The 16,390-nt window shown below is 67.3% G+C and carries 13 protein-coding genes; 11 read left to right on the top strand and 2 right to left on the bottom strand.

All coding sequences use genetic code 11. The features are described 5' to 3' along the window. The gene (locus tag E6J58_20530; GenBank protein ID TMB33541.1) at positions 1-903 is read right to left on the bottom strand and encodes a hypothetical protein; all 903 of its coding nucleotides are present in this window, start codon (positions 901-903) and stop codon (positions 1-3) included. Beyond that, complete coding sequence (locus E6J58_20525; GenBank protein TMB33540.1) at positions 904-1,131, bottom strand: hypothetical protein; 228 nt, start codon at positions 1,129-1,131, stop codon at positions 904-906. It lies immediately after the preceding gene. Positions 1,132-1,260: 129 nt separating this feature from the next. Between E6J58_20525 and E6J58_20520 the strand changes: the two genes are divergently transcribed. From E6J58_20520 to E6J58_20470, 11 genes are all read left to right on the top strand, one after another. Then, entirely contained in the window at positions 1,261-6,207 is a 4,947-nt protein-coding gene (locus E6J58_20520) for a hypothetical protein (GenBank protein TMB33539.1), read from the top strand. Between the two features lie 185 nt (positions 6,208-6,392). Next, entirely contained in the window at positions 6,393-7,073 is a 681-nt protein-coding gene (locus tag E6J58_20515; protein ID TMB33538.1) for a DUF4255 domain-containing protein, read from the top strand. 122 nt (positions 7,074-7,195) lie between these two features. Next, positions 7,196-8,443, top strand: a complete 1,248-nt coding sequence (locus E6J58_20510; protein ID TMB33537.1) for a phage tail sheath family protein — start codon at positions 7,196-7,198, stop codon at positions 8,441-8,443. A gap of 181 nt (positions 8,444-8,624) precedes the next feature. After that, a complete protein-coding gene (locus E6J58_20505; GenBank protein ID TMB33536.1) occupies positions 8,625-9,092 on the top strand; it encodes a phage tail protein in 468 nt (155 codons plus the stop codon). A 36-nt stretch (positions 9,093-9,128) separates the two neighbouring features. Next, positions 9,129-9,593, top strand: coding sequence for a hypothetical protein (locus E6J58_20500; protein ID TMB33535.1), 465 nt, complete (start codon positions 9,129-9,131; stop codon positions 9,591-9,593). Positions 9,594-9,711: 118 nt separating this feature from the next. Beyond that, positions 9,712-10,098 carry a phage tail assembly protein gene (locus E6J58_20495; GenBank protein TMB33534.1) on the top strand — a complete coding sequence of 129 codons (387 nt, stop codon included), beginning with the start codon at positions 9,712-9,714 and terminating at the stop codon, positions 10,096-10,098. Then, the gene (locus tag E6J58_20490; protein ID TMB33555.1) at positions 10,092-10,286 is read left to right on the top strand and encodes a hypothetical protein; all 195 of its coding nucleotides are present in this window, start codon (positions 10,092-10,094) and stop codon (positions 10,284-10,286) included. The genes E6J58_20495 and E6J58_20490 overlap by 7 nt, the downstream gene beginning before the upstream one ends. 44 nt (positions 10,287-10,330) lie before the next feature. Next, positions 10,331-11,536, top strand: coding sequence for a phage tail sheath family protein (locus E6J58_20485; protein TMB33533.1), 1,206 nt, complete (start codon positions 10,331-10,333; stop codon positions 11,534-11,536). Between the two features lie 112 nt (positions 11,537-11,648). Next, the gene (locus tag E6J58_20480; protein ID TMB33532.1) at positions 11,649-12,092 is read left to right on the top strand and encodes a phage tail protein; all 444 of its coding nucleotides are present in this window, start codon (positions 11,649-11,651) and stop codon (positions 12,090-12,092) included. A 28-nt stretch (positions 12,093-12,120) separates the two neighbouring features. Further along, on the top strand, positions 12,121-15,744 hold the full coding sequence (locus E6J58_20475) for a hypothetical protein (GenBank protein ID TMB33531.1): 3,624 nt from the start codon (positions 12,121-12,123) through the stop codon (positions 15,742-15,744). A gap of 14 nt (positions 15,745-15,758) precedes the next feature. Further along, positions 15,759-16,385 carry a LysM peptidoglycan-binding domain-containing protein gene (locus tag E6J58_20470; GenBank protein TMB33530.1) on the top strand — a complete coding sequence of 209 codons (627 nt, stop codon included), beginning with the start codon at positions 15,759-15,761 and terminating at the stop codon, positions 16,383-16,385. Positions 16,386-16,390: the final 5 nt, after the last annotated feature.

Below are 16,390 nucleotides of genomic sequence, written 5' to 3'. Positions count from 1 at the left end.
TCACGCCTCGTCCAAGGCATCCATCAGCGTGCGCCACTGCAGATAGGCCTCGCGCGATCTCCGCTGCAGAGGCGGCGCCGGCGCGAGTGCCTGCGGATCGGCGATCTCGGCCCATTCCTTTTGCGGCACGAGCTCCGGCAGCGGCACCGGATCCCAGGCGACGAGCGGGTGCTCCATCTCTTCGGCTGCCAGCTGCTGCGCGGCTGGCGCTTCCTCGTCCTTCACCACGTCGCGGCGGATGAGCATCTGCTCCTTGCAGACGTCCATCGCCCAGTCCACCTCCTCGGGCCGTTCCCAGGGCTCCGGCTCGCCTGGCCCGAGGCTTTCCACCATAGTCTGGTCCCACCACATCAGGAACCACTCGGCGTGCATGGGCCCGAGGAAGCGGATGCGATCCCGCGCCATCCACGGCAGCTCGAGATAGCGGCGGCGGAATTCCGGCGAGATCCAGCGATAGCTCGGATCCCCGGTCTCCGGAACGATCCCACCGTGGGCGGTCGCTTGCAGGTCGAGGCGGAAATTGCGCGGCTTGAGCCGGTGCAACGGAGCGCGCGCAAGCGGCGTCCGCGGGCGGACGGGCAGCGGCCGCTCCGGTGCACTCGGGACGGCTGGCGGATCGATTTCCGGCGGCAGCCGCAGATCGTCGTCGAGGCGCAGCTTCCGGGGCTGCACTACGTCCAGATGCGCCGGCGGCGGCGGCAGGGCGGAGAGGCGCAGCAGGCGCGATGGGCGATGTCCGACGAGCGGCAGCGTCCAGTACTCGCCCGGCGGCGGCTCGCGCGCGGGCGCCGGCAGCGCCAGCCGCGCCTCGGAGACGCCACGCGGCAGTTGCTGCGCGAGGAGGCGGCGCGCGCGGCGGCGCGAGAAAAACCGGCGCACTGCCGCGAGCAGCGCGCGGAGCATCTAGCGTTCCCGGTCCGCGTCGGCGTCGGGCGATGCGCTCGGAGCAAGGCAGGGGCGGCGGTTCCCTTCCTTTATAGTGAGTGAATTCGCCGCGATCGCCTGTGCGACCGGCACGAGTCCCTCGAACAGCGCCCCGAACGTCACGTTGCCATCCGGCGCGATGTAGATCGCCGCCCGCTCAGGAAGCCTGGGGGCGTCCGGAAGGGCGCTCTTGAAGTCCTCGGCCATGCGGGCGTCATCCTACCTCGGCGAACCCTGGATGGAAAACTGCTCCTCTTGACTACCTGGGCTCGCTTGCTGGAAACTACGGCAGTCCCTCGTCTGCCCGGTTGACGAGCGCGCGCGGAGCTTCCGCCCTTGGCCGACGACAAGCGCTTCGTCCCGGATTTCCAGCTCGTCATCGACGGCCAGGCAGCGGATCCGGAGCTGAAGGGGTCGGTCCTCGGCATCCGCGTCACCGACGACATGGACAAGTCGAGCCGGTTCTGGGTCCATCTCTCGGACGTCGGCCGCAAGTGGACGAAGCAGCAAAAGTTCAAGCCAGGCACCGCCGTCGAGATCAAGCTCGGCTATCTCGGCCAGCTCAAGAGCGTGTGCAAGGGCGAGGTCTCGAATCTGGAGATGGTGGTCACGCCCGACGGCCCGAGCCGCCTCGTGGTCGCCGGGATCGACAAGGGACACGCCTTCGATCGAGGCACCGTCACCAAGACCTACAAGAACGTGAAGGACAGCGATCTCGCCACGCAGATCGCGCAGCGTTACGGCCTGTCCGCCGACGTGGACGACAGCGTGGTGGTCCACGACTTCGTCATCCAGAACAACCTCTCGGACTACGACTTCCTCATGCAGCGGGCGGCGCTGGCCGGCTTCCGTGTCTACGTCGACGACCGGAAGCTGCTCTTCAAGAAGCCCAAGCTCGGCGATCCGCCCGCGGCGAAGCTGGTGTGGCGGGAGAACATCGGCCGCCTCGTGCAGGAGGTGAACACCTTCGACCAGGTCTCGAAGATCACCACCTCCGGGTGGGATCCCAAGCAGGCCAAGGAGATGACCGACGCCGGAAAGAGCGGCGACGAGTACGGCAAGCAGGGCGGCACCGTCACCGGCGCGCAGCTCGTCAAGCAGATGTACGGCGACATCGAAGAGGTGCTGACCGTCGCCACCGGCGAGAAGAGCCTGCTCGAGGCGGTGGCGAAGGCCGAGTACAACCGGCGCGCCGGCACCTTCGTTCACGCGGAGGCGCGGGTCACCGGCGATCCTGCCATCCGCGCCGGCTCGGTCGTCGAGGTGGAGAAGGCCGGCAAGCGCGTCGACGGCCAGTACTACGTCGTCTCCACCGACCACCTCTTCTTCGTCGACACCGGCTATGCGACGGAGTTCCGCGGCAAGCGGTACACCATCAAGAAGGGCTCATCGCCGGTCAAGAACCTCGCCAGGTTCGCCCAGGCCGTCCAGCAGGCGGCGCAGAAAGCGCAGCAGATCGCGCAGAACATCCAGAACGCCGCGGCCTGGGCGCTGAAGGCGGCGCGCGAAGCAGCCAAGCGCGCCTCGCAGGCGCTCGATGCCGCGAAGCAGGTCTGGCAGGACGTCAAGGACGCCCTCGATCAGGTCAAGCAGGGCGCGGGCGACGTCGCGCAAACCGCGCTGAAGAGCGTCGAGAGCAGGCTCGCGGGTCTCAAGGACTACGTCTCGCAGGCGGCGGCGAAAGTGGGCGAGGCGGCGCAGGAGGCGGCCAGCGCCACGCAAGAGGTGGCGCGGGAAGCGCTGGCCAAGGCGCACGAAGCGGCGGCGCAGGTCACCGACATCGCCACCGAGGTCATTCAGCACGCGAAGGACGCCTACGACGCGGTGAAGGCCGCGGCGCTCGATGCGGTGCATACCGCGGGCGATCAGCTCTCCGCAGCGGTGCAGGGATTGAAGTCGAGCCTGCTCGCCTCCGCGGAAGCGGCCGTCAGTGTCGGCAAGGCGGGCATGACGCTGGCGCAGGCGGCCATCCTCAAGGGCAAGAATGCCATCGAGATGTGCGCCGCCTCGGCGACGGCGGCGGCGAAGTCGTTGATCGACGGTCTCGCCGGCGACCTGGGCAACGTGATGGAGTCCGTGAAGTCGTCGGGCGACGCGGCGGGAAAGAGCATCGGCAGCGCCATTGCCGCCGGCGCGCAGAACGTGCTCGACGCGGCGAAGGACGCCATCGGGCAGGCGCAGGACGCCATCGCCAAGGCGAAGGAGGCGGTGCAGAACGCCGCCGACACGATCAAGCAGAACGTCACCGACAAGCTGAAGGACCTGGTCGATCAGGCCAAGGGCGTCGTCGACCAGGTGAAGAGCACGGTCGACGAGTACAAGCAGAAGTTCGAGGAGTACAAGAAGAAGATCGAGGACGCCGTCGATCAGTACGGCGGCAAGTGGATCAAGGCCGGCCTCTACATCGGCGAGCACGGCGACAAGGCGTTCAAAGCCGGCAAATCCTGCTTCGACCACGTCAAGACCGGCCTCTCGCTGCTCAAGGACAAGAAGTGGGACGAGGCCGGCAAGGAAGTCGGTCCCGCGCAGCAGGAATTCGAGACGGCGAAGAGCGAGGTCGAGCTCTGCATCGACAAGCTCGAAGAGATCGAGAAAGACGTCCCCGACAGCGTCAAGCAGGCGCTGCAGACCGTCATCGACAACGTCCAGAAGATGCTTCCGCAGGGGGAGTCGTCGCTGGGGAAGTTCATCGAGGCGGTGAAGGCCAGGGTCGGAGAGCTCGCCGCCAAGGCGAAGGAAGCCTGCGAGAAGGCGAAGAAGATCTACGACCAGGTGAAGGCCGAGTACGACACGTACAAGCAACAGTTCGAGCAGCTGAAGGAGTTCTACGAAGCCGCGAAGGACGCCGTCGAGACCGGCGAGAAGGCATGGAACGAGGGCAAGGAAGCGATCGCGAAGTGCAAGCAGGCGCTGGACCTCGCCGGCAAGCGCGACTGGGACGGCGCGAAGACGGAAGGCGAGGCGGCCAAGGCGCTCTTCGAGCAGGCAAAGCAGGACACCGGGGAGTGCGTCGAGAAAGCCGAGGCCGCTTACGAGATGTTGCCCGAGCAGGTGAAGGACGGCCTCGAGCAGCTGGTCGAGAAGCTCAAGGGCCTGATGGGCAACGGCGAGTCGACGCTGGGCAAGACGCTGGCTGCTCTCGAGCAGAAGCTCGGAGAGCTGGCGGAGCACGCGAAGCAGGCGCTCTCGGAGGTGAAGGGCGGCGGCCTGCAGGATGCGCAGGCTTCCCAGAAGGACTCCGAGGAGCTCTTCGCGAAGGGGTGGGACGAAGCAAAGAAGCAGCTCGAGAACATCGCTGCGGAAATGAAGGAGAGGATCTCCGAGGCGATCGACCGGCTGCTGAAGAAGATCGAGGAGGAAGTGCTGCAGGCGGCGGAGAAGGTGCTGGAGAAGGCCCTGAAGACCGCCGTCGCTTCCTGGGACTTGAAGGAGGCGGAAAGCGCCACGGAAGCGGAGGCGACCAAGCAGCTCAAGGCGGCCATGCAGCAGGCCGTCGAAGACGTGAAAGCAGAGCTGAAGAAGCTCGGCGAAGACTTCAAGGCCGCCCGGGAGAAGGCGGGCGCCGATCTGATCGGCCACCTCTCGCAGGGTGCCGACGCCGCCTCCGCCAGCGCCGACCAGAGCGTCTCGGCCTCCGACGAGGTGCAGAACAACCCGGTGCGCAAAGCCGACGAGCACAGCAAGGCCGCCGAGGCGCAGCACGACGCCCTCTCCCGCAGGCACGAGGAAGAGCAGGGCAAATACGAGGAGCAGACGAAGAAGTTCGTCGCGCAGCTCAAGGACCAGTACGCGAAGGTCCACGAGCTGGGGCAGAAGATGCAGGGTCCCCTCGGGGAGACCATCCAGAAGAGCGGCGTCTCCATCGACAAGAGCGCGGGCGTGCTGATGTCGCAGGCGCGCGGCGCCATCGACCAAGTCGCGGCAGCGTACGCGCAGGCAACGTCGGCGCACGACGAGGCGGGCAAGCAGCGCGGTACGCTCGAGGACCTGGTGGCGCGGATCCCGGAGATCCGCGAGCACGTCGACGGAGCCTTTGCGCAGCTCGACGGCGCGCACGGCCAGGGGACCAAGGCTTCCGACGAGGCGAAGAAGACCCTGGCGGAGCACGAGAAACAGATCGAAATCGAGGCGGAAAAGGCGACGGAGGAGGCAGGCAAGGCGCTCCGGCGGGCGGAGGCCGCGCTCGCGGAAGCAAAGAAGCGCATCGAGCAGAACAAGGCGCTCTTCCGCGGGATGCCGATGCGGAAGGGATCGGCGGAAGCGATCCAGGCGGCGTCCGCCGCGGCGCAGAGCGCCACGGGCGCCGCCGAGTCTGCGAAGAACAGCGGCGCCGACGCGAAGGGCAGTGCCAAGTCCGCCTGCAAGGTGCCGGGTGACGAGAAGGTGAAGGAAGCGGTGCTCGGCGCCATTGCGGAGTTGGAGAAAGCAGCGAAGAAAGCGGCGGCGACCGCGGAGAAGGCGCAGAAGGCCGTGGACAGCGCCGCCCAGGGCGACACCGCCGGCGCGCAGAAGAACGCCGGAGCGGCGCAGTCCTCGGAGCAAGCGACGGCAAGCGCGGCGGGCAACGCGAGCGCGTCGGCGAAGCAGAGCCAGCAGACCGCCGCACAGGCGGCGGGAAAGAAGGAGCCGCCCAAGGAGGAGAAGCCCGCGGCCGAAGCAGAGCAGAAGCCTGCCGCGGAAGCGAAGAAGCCAGCGGCGGGAGCGCAGAAGCCTGCAGCGGAAGCGGAGAAGCCTGCCGCGGAAGCACGGAAGCCCGTCGCCGAAGCGCAGAAGCCCGCCGCCGAGGCGCAGAAGTCCGCTGCCGAAGTACAGAAACCTGCGGCCGAGGCGCAGAAGCCCGCGGCCGAGACGCAAGGCCAGCCAGCGGGAACCATGCCGGCCGTGCCGACGATTCCGGAAACACCGTCCGTTCCAGGCGCCGCGGGTCAGACGCAGCAGGCGGTTCCGTCCGCCGGTCCGGAGATCGCTTCCGGGATCGTCACCGGCGTCGTGGCCGGCGCCAACGCAGCTGGCGGCGCGGCGGCCGTCGCGTCCGCCACGGAGAGCGCGCAAGCCAAGCCGGGTATTGCGGTAGCCGCGGAAGGCATCGCGAAGGAGAAGGTCGAAGTCGCGGCGCTCGGCACCGACCCCGGCAAGGAATACGCGCAGGCGAAAGGAATCGAGGAGGACGCTTTGCGCAAGGCCGCCGACGCCGCGCGCGCGAAAGATTCGGCAAAGGACGCAGCGAAAGAGGTGGCGGAAGAAGCCGGCAAGGGTGACGACAGCGCCGACATCGAGGAATAGCTTCGTTTCCGGGGGAAGCTTGCGACGCGAATTCATTACCGAAATTCTAAAAGAGACGCGTCGCGGCGCGGGAAATCGCGCCGGCCCGTCTTGAACTCGTCCGGGAATTCTTCCAAAATGGGCGAGTCCCCCTCACCTCTGCACTCACTTCGGGAGATCAACTCCCAGGGTAGTGGAACGTCTTCATGGCCAAGCATCAGGTGATCCGCGACGTCGGCCAGACCCTCCTCGGCGTGCTTCGCGCCGAGCTTTCGTCGCAGAGGAGCAAGGCGAAGGCATATCTCGCCGCGCCGACCACGGACTTCCTCCGCAAGAACGCTCCCTGCCTGGTGCTGTACCTCTACGACATCCGCCCTTCCGTCGACGTGCGCACCAACGAGAACTGGCACCTCGAGGAAGAGATCACCGACGAGAAGGGCGAGACCCACGTCGTCCGCTACGCGCGCCCGCTGGAGATGGGGCTGCATTACCTCATCACCGCCGCCGCCGACGACCTCGCCGACGAGCACGAGATCCTCGCCCTCGGCATGAAGGCATTCCTCGATCATCCCAAGCTCCACGGCGAGCAGCTCGCCGGCGATTCCTTCTTCAAGCAGGACAGCCTGCCGCTGCACCACGACACCGAGTTCACGCTCGACACCGCGGCCGCCGTCTTCACCGGACTGGGCCAGACGGCGCGCGTCGCCATCGGCTACCGGACCGAGGCGCGCCTGTTCTCCGGCCGCGAGCTCGGACGCAGCAAGCGCGTCCGCGAGCGCCACATCGACGTGTTCGATCAGCTCAGACCACCCCCGGGAAGCATCAGCGCCAGGGAGCTGGGGGTGGAGGCGAAGCCGCCGAAGATCGTGTCTCCGCCGCGGAAGTGACTCCCTGGATGGAGGGGAAGTTCGTTCGACCTGTGGTCATCGAGAAGAGGAACCAACGCAATCTCCCACGCGAGGCCGCCTCCCTTGTGCGGTCTCCAACCACCGAACGTAAGGAGTAGTCAATGGCAACGTCGTATCTGTCTCCAGGCGTCTACATCGAGGAGGTCGACCGCGGATCGAAGCCCATCGAAGCAGTCGGGACTTCGACCTGCGCGTTCATCGGCGAGTCGTCCGTCGGCCCCACCAACGAGGCCGTGCTGATCACCAACTGGGCGCAGTACACCCGGACCTTCGGCGACTTCACGCACTCGACCCACCTCGCGCACGCCGTGTACGGGTTCTTCAACAACGGCGGCAGCAAGGCCTTCGTCTGCAACGTCTCTCCGAAGACGGTGAGCGCGGAGCAGGCAGCGAAGGAAGCGGAGAAGAAGGAAGCGGAGACGAAGAAGGCTGCCGAGTCGGGCAAGCCGGCTCCGGCTGCTGCTCCTGCGGCTCCTGCCGCTCCAGCCGGCGTGAACCCGGCGCTGTACATCGGCAAGGACGAGGGCCCCGGCCGCCGCTCGGGACTCAACGTCTTCAACGACATCCCGGAGATCTCGCTGGTCTGCGCACCGGGGCAGAGCGATGCGGCGATCCAGGACGCAGTGATCTCGCACTGCGAGAACAACAAGTACCGCTTCGCGATCCTCGACTCGGCGGAGGAGCTGGGCAAGGATGGCATCGCAAAGATGCCCAAGCCGCGCGACTCGCAGTACGCGGCGTATTACTTCCCCTGGATCCAGGTGTACGACCCCGAGAAGGGGAACATCTTCGTTCCGCCATCGGGCCACGTGGCCGGCATCTACGCCCGCAGCGACTCCGAGCGCGGCGTGCACAAGGCTCCCGCGAACGAAATCGTCCGCGGCGCCCTCGGTCTCAAGTACACCATCTCGCGCCCTGAGCAGGACTTCCTCAACCCGCGCGGGATCAACTGCATCCGGAACATGGGCGACCGCGGCATCCGCGTCTGGGGAGCGCGCACCGTCTCCAGCGATCCGTCGTGGCGCTACATCAACGTCCGCCGCCTCTTCCTGATGATCGAGCAGTCGATCGAGATCGGGACCCAGTGGGTGGTGTTCGAGCCGAACGACGAGACGCTGTGGAAGCGGGTGACGCGCAACATCACCGCGTTCCTCCTGCGCATCTACAACTCGGGCGCGCTGATGGGCAAGACGCCGGAAGAGGCGTTCTACGTGAAGTGCGACTCCGAGACCAACCCGCCGGAGGTCGTCGACGCGGGCCAGATGGTCTGCGAGATCGGCATCGCTCCGGTGAAGCCGGCGGAATTCGTCATCTTCCGCATCGGCCAGATGGCAGGACAGTCGAAGTAGCGGAGGGGTAGCGTCCCGGGGGCGGGCTCGATTGCCGCTCCCGGGACGCGATCGAAAAGCGGTGGGGGACGGCGATCCGGGAGGGGCCCGGAAAGTGTGAAGTGGAAGCCCGGGAGCGGAATCTACCGCCGCCGGATCGCAGTGCACGGCCCCCGCGCGGGGCAATGACAGGAGCAGTTGAATGCCAGTGAAGTTCAGCCGTGAGGTCCTCAAAGGGAGCACCAAGAACACCGCCGGCGACTTCAACCAGCAGAGCCGGTTCTCGGTCGAGATCGAGGGCGTCACCATCGGCGGCGTCCACAAGGTGGACGGCCTCGACCACGAGCACGAGATGGTCGCCTATCAGGATGCCGACGATCACTTCCAGCGCATCCGCCCCGGCCGCCAGAAGGTGGGCACGCTGGTGCTGGAGCGCGACTGGTCGTCGAGCACCGAGTTCTACGACTGGTTCAAGACGGTCTACGAGGGCAACGTCCAGCGCAAGAGCATCAGCATCGTGTACATGACCGACGACGGCGGCGAGTCCACGCGCGTCAACCTGCACGAGTGCTGGCCGAAGAAGTGGAAGCTCTCCGGGCTGAACTCGCGCACCTCTGGGCACGTCAGCGAGACGCTCGAGATCATGTACGAGAAAGTCGACTTCGCGTAGCCCCTTCAACCCTCTCGAGAAACCGGAGAAACGATCATGCCAGTCAAGTTTTCACGCGACACCCTGAAGGGACTGACGAAGACCAACGGCGACTTCCACCTGAGCCACAAGTTCGGGATGGAGATCGACGGCATCACCATCGGCGGCATCCACAAGATCGAAGGCATCGAGTTCGAAGCCGAGGTGGTGGAATACAACGACGGCGAGGACTCCTGGACGCATTGCCGCCCGGGAGTTCTGAAGCCCGGCCGCATCCTCGTCGAGCGGGACTTCTCTTCGACCAAGGAGTTCTACAACTGGCGCAAGGAAGTCATCGACGGGAAGGCCAATCGCAAGAGCATCTCGGTCATCTTCCACAACGACAAGGGCGACGAGGCGAAGCGGCTGAACCTCTTCCACTGCTTCCCCGCCAAGTGGCATGGCCCGGCGCTGAACTCGAAGAGCTCGGGGCACGCGACCGAGCGCCTCGAGATCGTGTTCGAGGAGTGCAAGTTCGGCTAGCCGCCAAAAAACCGCCGAAGGGCGGTTTGGCGGCTACGCAGTAGGCTGTACATTCGATCCGCCCTGGCGGTCGTTTCCATCGCCAGGGCGGATGTGACACGGAGGGAGCTCCACCGCGATGGCGTTCAAGACCGAGTTCGAGTTCACGCTGCCCAAGGGATTCGTCGACGAGCAGGGCAACCTGCACCGCAAGGGCGTGATGCGCCTGGCCACGGCCAAGGACGAGATCATCCCGCTTCAGGATTTCCGGGTGAAGAACAACCGGGCCTATCTCGTCATCATCCTGCTTTCCCGCGTGATCGTAAGGCTCGGCGACCTCAAGGAAGGAGAGGTCAATCCGGGCGTCGTGGAGGGCCTCTTCTCCGCCGACCTCTCCTACCTGCAGGAGTTCTACCGGCAGATCAACGAGAGCGGGACGGCGAACGTCGGCGCGAAGTGTCCGAGCTGCGGCCAGGAGTTCCAGGTCGACATCGGGACGGGAGCGACGGCGCTGGGGGAATCGTAAGCTACCCGTTGGACAAGCTCTCCGGCGAGGTAGCCTACATCGCGTACCACTTCCACTGGGCCATGGACGACATCCTCGGGATGGAGCACAAGGAGCGCCACATGTGGATCAAGGAGATCTCCGAGATCAACAAGCGCATCAACGAGGCATCCAAAGGTTCCGGCGGCAGCGGAGAAACGTCCTTTTAGCCGCTTTGCGGCTACCGTTTTTGGGATGAACAGCGGGGTCAAACATGAGCCTCTACAAATCGCCCGGCGTTCACATCGAGTCCGCCGGCGACCGCTACATCCCTCTGGAGCGGGTGGAGACCGGCGTCACCGCGTTCCTCGGCGCCACCGATACAGGTCCGCGCCATGAGCCGACGCGGGTGGGCTCCTTCGAGCAGTACGAAAAGGTATTCGGCGCCGGCGACAGCTACATGACCCATGCGGTGCGCGGCTTCTTCGACAACGGCGGTCGCACCGCCTACATCGTCAACGTCGCGCCGGAGAGCGGACTCGACCCCGCACCGGACGACTTCATCGGGCAGCAGGGGACGAGACCGCGCGGGCTGCAGGCGCTGGAGCGGATCGATGACGTCGACCTTCTGGTGGCGCCCGATCTGATGTTCCAATACCGCCGCTCGGTGGCGTTCATGGAGGCCGAGGACGTGCTCGCGGTGCAGCGGGCAATGATCGATCACTGCGAGAAGCTGCATGACCGCTTCTGCCTGCTCGATCCGTTGCCCGGTCACGGGCTGAAAGAAGCGTTGGAGTGGCGGCGCCACTTCGACTCTTCGCACGCCAGCTTCTACTTCCCGTACATCAAGGTGCGGAAGGGTGAAGAGGTGCTCGCTCCCCTTCCGCCCTCGGGCCACATCGCCGGGATGATCGCCCGCAACGACAAGGTGGAAGGCGTGCATCGGGCTCCGGCCAACCAGCCGCTGGAGGGACTCGTCGACGTGGCGCAGAGGGTGCGCAAGCGCGAGCGCGATGCCGCGTTCGACCAGCGGGTCAACACGCTCGTCCCCTTCATCGGTCGCGGCATCCGCATCTGGGGCGCGCGCACGCTGAGCTCCGATCCCTCCTTCGTGCAGATCAACGTGCGGCGCCTGTTCATCCTCGTGCGCAAGAGCGTGGAGAAGTACGCGCAATGGGTAGTGTTCGAGCCCAACGAGGCGACGCTGTGGAAGAAGATCGTGCGCACGGTCGACGTCTTCCTCGCCGATCTCTGGAAGCAGGGCGCTTTGGTCGGCGCAGCCCAGGACGAGGCGTACTACGTCAAGTGCGACGAGGAGACCAACCCGCCGGAATCGCGCGACGTCGGCGAGCTCGTCTGCGAGATCGGCATCTCGCCGGTGAAGCCAGCCGAGTTCATCGTCGTCCGCATCCACCAGTGGACGCGCGAACGGACGGATGCGGACAAGGAAGAGCCGGCCGAGGCAGTCGCAGGCGGGTAGGCAGGCGGAACTACTTGCCTGTAGCGCACTTACGCATGCCATCTAGGCAGGCGTCCATAAAAATGGTAAACTAATTGACGCTGGAACTCTATTCGCTCGCCGGGGAGTTCAGATGGCGGCATCGCGCAAGGACCACCAGGCGATTTCCTTCTTCCGGGTGGAGATCGACTCGATCGAGAGCGCCTCCTTCCGCAAGTGTGGTGGCCTGAAGAGCGAGAGCGAGGTGTTCGAGTACCAGGAAGGCGGCGACAACGAGACCGTCCGCAAGCTGATCGGACCGACCAAGGCCTCGAACATCCTCCTCACCAAGGGTTACGTCTGCGATCCGGCGCTCTTCCAGTGGCGCGACGAGATCGCTTCCTCGGGGACGAAGAAGATCGCGCGGCGCAACGGCTCCATCGTCGCGCTCGGACCTGACGGCAAGACGGAGGTCGGGCGCTGGAACTTCCAGAAGGCGTGGCCCGTGCGCTGGGAGATGTCCGAGCTCGACGCCAGCACCGGGCAGGCGATGTGCGAGATGCTCGAGCTCGCGGTCGAGAAGGTGACGAAGGGCTGAGCCGGAGTCGGTCGCGGAGATTCGGAACTTGCCGGAAACCTCGAGTCAAACAGCCGGACCGTCGCTGGAGCAGATCCTCTGGCGGGCGATGGATCGCTTCCGCGAGGAGCCGGCCCTTCTCGACGCCGAGGAGTTCGCGGACCATATCGCGCATGCCTTCGACGCCCAGGTGTCGGAGGAGAGGTTCTCCGAGCACTTCTTCGCCGGCGCCGACGAGCTCCACCAGAAGAGCCACACCCTCGCCGAGGCGGTGGCCCGATCGGCGACGCAGAGGCTTCACGTCTACGAGTTCGACTTGAACCGGCTGGAGTACGTGATCGTCGAGGACAAGGACAGGTTGGTCGTCGTTTCCGACTTCGGGCAGTTCCAGGTCCACAGCGACGACGCCCTGGGGCGCGCGCTGGAAGCGGCGGTGGTCCGAGCGCCGGAGCGCCGCGGCCAGGAGCCGCGCGGCTACTTCGTCCGAGCCAGCGGCGAGGTGGTGGGCATCGACGTGAAGAAAGTCGCCCGAACTCTCGAGCGGGCGATGCTCGAGCAGGCCTCCATGCCGGCGGTCGGCGCGCCCGCCGCGCGGCTCGCGCGCTTCAACCCCGTGCGCAAGGCGTTGAGCGAGAGCCGCGAGGAGCGGGCATTGCGCCAGGACCCGCGCTTGTCCCGTCCGGTCCCCGCAGCTCTCTCCGGCGCTCCCCTGCGCGACGGCGCGACCGCTCCGTCCCGGCAGACGGCGCTGTTCCTGGTCATGCCGGACGGATCGCTTGCGCGCGCAGAGATCGGCTCGGCCACGCGCTGGGAGCAGATGCTCGGCCAGTATGCCCGGACTGCGGCGCAGCAGGTCGCAATCCAGGCCGGCAACGTCCTGACCATCGTCGGCGGAGTGCGGCAGGGAACCACAGGTGCGCGCGCGGAGGCTCGTGGCGAGGCGCTCGCCGCCGTTCGCGCCAGCGCGGCGCCCCTGCGCGCTCTTGCCGGCAACGACCTCGCGCGCGCGCTTTCCGATGGCGCCCGTGTGGTGCCTGCTGTCACCGCAGCCGACCGGTTCTGGATCCAGCCGGAGCAGGAGTTCCGGCCCGAGCTTGCGCTGCCGGAGAAAACGGTGGTCGTCCAGCCGTTGCAGCTCGGCGAGGTGACCGGCGACCCGTGGTCGGACTGGGCGTTGATGATGGGCGGAGCGCACATGCGCCGCCGCGGCGTCGGCGGGGGCACGGCGGAGGAATTGCCGCTCGCGCCTGTCCTGGCGCAACGCGTCCGGAACGCTCGCGCGGTCCCGCTGCAGATCGCCGGTGCGCCAGTCGTCGGTTTCCGCGCGCCCGACGGCACCATCATCTTGAACCGCGACACGGGCCCCGTCCGGCTCGGTTCCGTCGATCGGCCGAAAGCCGATGAATTGCCGGATGCGCCGGTCATGATCCGCGATGTTCCCGGGATCGCGCCGCGCGCCGGGGCCCTTCCGCTCCCCGCGCTCCAGGCGCTGCAGCTGGCGCTCGAGCGCAGCGCCGCCGCTGGGGGCTATCGCCTTCCCGCGGTGCGCATCGATTCACGCCTCGATGTGCTTGACGCGCGCAATCCCCTGCAGCTGGGCCCCGCCGATGATCGCCGGCGCAGCGTGCGCATGGCAGGACCGCCGACGACGGCGGAGCGCACCACGCAGGTCCTCGTTTCGATGCCGTTCCCGAATCGCGGCGAGCTGCACGTGGGAAACGATCTCTCCGAGGCTCTGGACGCCTGGGTCGCCGCGCCCGTGCTGCCGGTGGCGCCTCCTGCGGTGGAGCCGCGCTTCCGCGAGACCGCCACACCCGTGGCGCGAGAGGTCGGCACGTTCGCCGCGCCCGCGCCCTGGCGCGCAGCGCAGCTCGACTGGCGGGCGCCGCACGAGGCGGCGGCCCAGCCCGCGAAGCAGGGCGCGATCGCGCTCGAGCTGCCGGCAGCGCGATCCCTGGCGCAGGGCGACCCGGCCATCTCCGATCTGCCTTTTCTGCTGCGGCACGCTGTCGCGAAGAGCGGCGACTGGACGCCAGGTCCAGGCACGCCGGCGCCCCTCACGGTCCGGGATTTCGCCTTTCGCGCGCCGTTCGTGACAGGCGTGGAGGCGACTTCGCCGGTGACGGTGCGGCCGCCGCCACGGCACCCCTCGCCCGGAGAGGAAGAGATCGTCATCCCGCTGCCGCTCTGGGCTCAGATGGGACGCGGGACGATCGCCGAGACGGGCCGGATCATGGCCTCGCCGTTCGCTCCGCGCAGCCATGCTGCGCCGCTTGGCGCATATCGGCTGGTCGTGCCTGGAGGCGGCGCGATCGATCTCACCGGGGGCGCTGCCGCCGTCGCTCCGCGGGTCGTCGAGATCTCCGGCCCGACAGGGCTGACGCTCGAACACGCCCCGGTCGGCGGGGTCGTGGCGACGACCGCTGGAGGCCGCCATTTCCTCGGCCGCGTGCCCATCGACGAGGCGGGGCCCGCCGAACGCCGTCGCTACCGGGTCGGAGCGCCGCGCATCGCCGCGGACCTCGCCGCGGCTCCCTCGACGCCCGACGCTGCGGTCTCGGATACAGCGGTGCCGCCTCGTCCGTCTCTTGCGTCGCATCCTCCACGGGCCGAGGACGTGATCCGGCCGCGCAGCGAGCCGCTGCTTTCCCCGCCAGGTTTGCTGCGCACCGCAGCCGATCTCGTCGTCTCACGCGGCTCGCCGACGCCGCAGCCATCGGGCGCGGGTCCTCGGGTGTTCGAAACTGCCCGCCGCCAGCCCGCCATCGTCCGCGCGCAGACAGCGTCCGGAGCTTCGATGCGTGCGCCCGTCCATCCGCGTGCGACGGCTTCGTCATCGGCGCTGCCCGCTATCTTTGCCGCGCCGGTCAGCGGTCTCGAGCCCGGAATGTGGAGCGGCCATCGGCCCGCCTCGACCGATCGCTATCGGCGTTGGACGTATGCGTCCTGGAACAAGGATGAGCCGCAGGACGTCGGCGGCATACCTCTCTCGGGAGTGTCGCGCCGCAGCCATCCGCAGCTCCCCGTCGCGCTCCGCTTCCGCTATGTCGGCGCCCCGCTCTGGTGGTCGCACGGCGCCGTTGCGGCCGCGCCCGACGACGCTTCTGTCCAGGCCACGCGGGCGATGCAGGCCGGGCTTCACGCCGCCAACTCGGCGGCCGCCATCTGGCGGTCGATCCTCGTCGCCGCCGCGCCGGCCGACGACGCTACGGGTGGGATGGATGCCGGGCGCGAGGATTCCGCGGAGAAGATGAGCAGCCTGGCGCGCTCGTTCGAAGCGCTCTCGACGCCGTTCGTGTCCGCCACGCCGCCTCCGGCAGCCGGTGCGACTGCTCCCGCGTACATCGCGATGAGCAGTGCTGGAGCGGCCGGGACGGTCTCGTCGGCTACAGCCGCTCGCGCGCGGGCGCAGGCCGTGGAGATGTCGATCGTCGCCGCCATTCCGCCGGCGCCGCCGCCCCTCGAGTCCATGAGCACGGCATCGCGAGGAGCCGACGCGCCGCACGCCCGCGGGCGCGGACATGCCCACGATGCGGCCCACGGACATCACAAGGAGGCCGATGACGCCGTCAGCCACTCGAAGATCGAGGGCTCGGTCGACGCCATCGCGCAGCGCATCTACCATCGCATCCGCCGCCGCATCGAAAGCGATCGCGAGCGGTTCGGGGGGTAGCTCAAGGAGCGGTCATGGCGACGCTGGAGAAAGCCAAGCTGATGAACGTCGACACGAACGACACGTGGGACGTTCTCTTCAACCCCAAGGAATACTCGGTGCAGAAGAGCGTCCAGTGGGAACCGCATAAGGCGCCGGGCCTGGACACGCCGGAGCACGAGTTCACCAGCGGGAACCCGGCCGTCCTCAACGTCGAGCTGTTCTTCGACACCTACGAGGAAAAGAAGGACGTCCGCACCGAGCACACCGAGAAGATCCTCGACCTGGCGGCGGTCAACGCCGACAAGCACCGGCCGCCAAAAGTCATGTTCGCCTGGGGCGGCTTCAAGTTCACCGGATTCATCGAGAGCCTGACCGTGCGCTACACGATGTTCCTTCCCGACGGAAAGCCGTGCCGCGCCACCGCCAACGTCTCGATGAAGGAACTGCAGACGGCGGCGGAGCAGCTGCAGAAGAAGCCGCGCAACTCTCCGGATCACACCAAGCGGCGCACGCTGAAGACCGGCGAGACGCTGGCGCTGATCGCCCACGAGGAATACGACGACCCGGCAGAATGGCGCCGGATCGCGGACGCGAACGGCATTCTCGACCCGCGCGAGGTGAAGCCGGGCACCGTCCTGACGTTGCCTCCCATCCTCTGACCGGA

The sequence above is a fragment of the Deltaproteobacteria bacterium genome, assembly GCA_005879535.1.
Taxonomy (GTDB): Bacteria; Myxococcota; Myxococcia; order Myxococcales; family 40CM-4-68-19; genus 40CM-4-68-19.
This window is presented reverse-complemented; position numbering and strand designations above follow the sequence as displayed.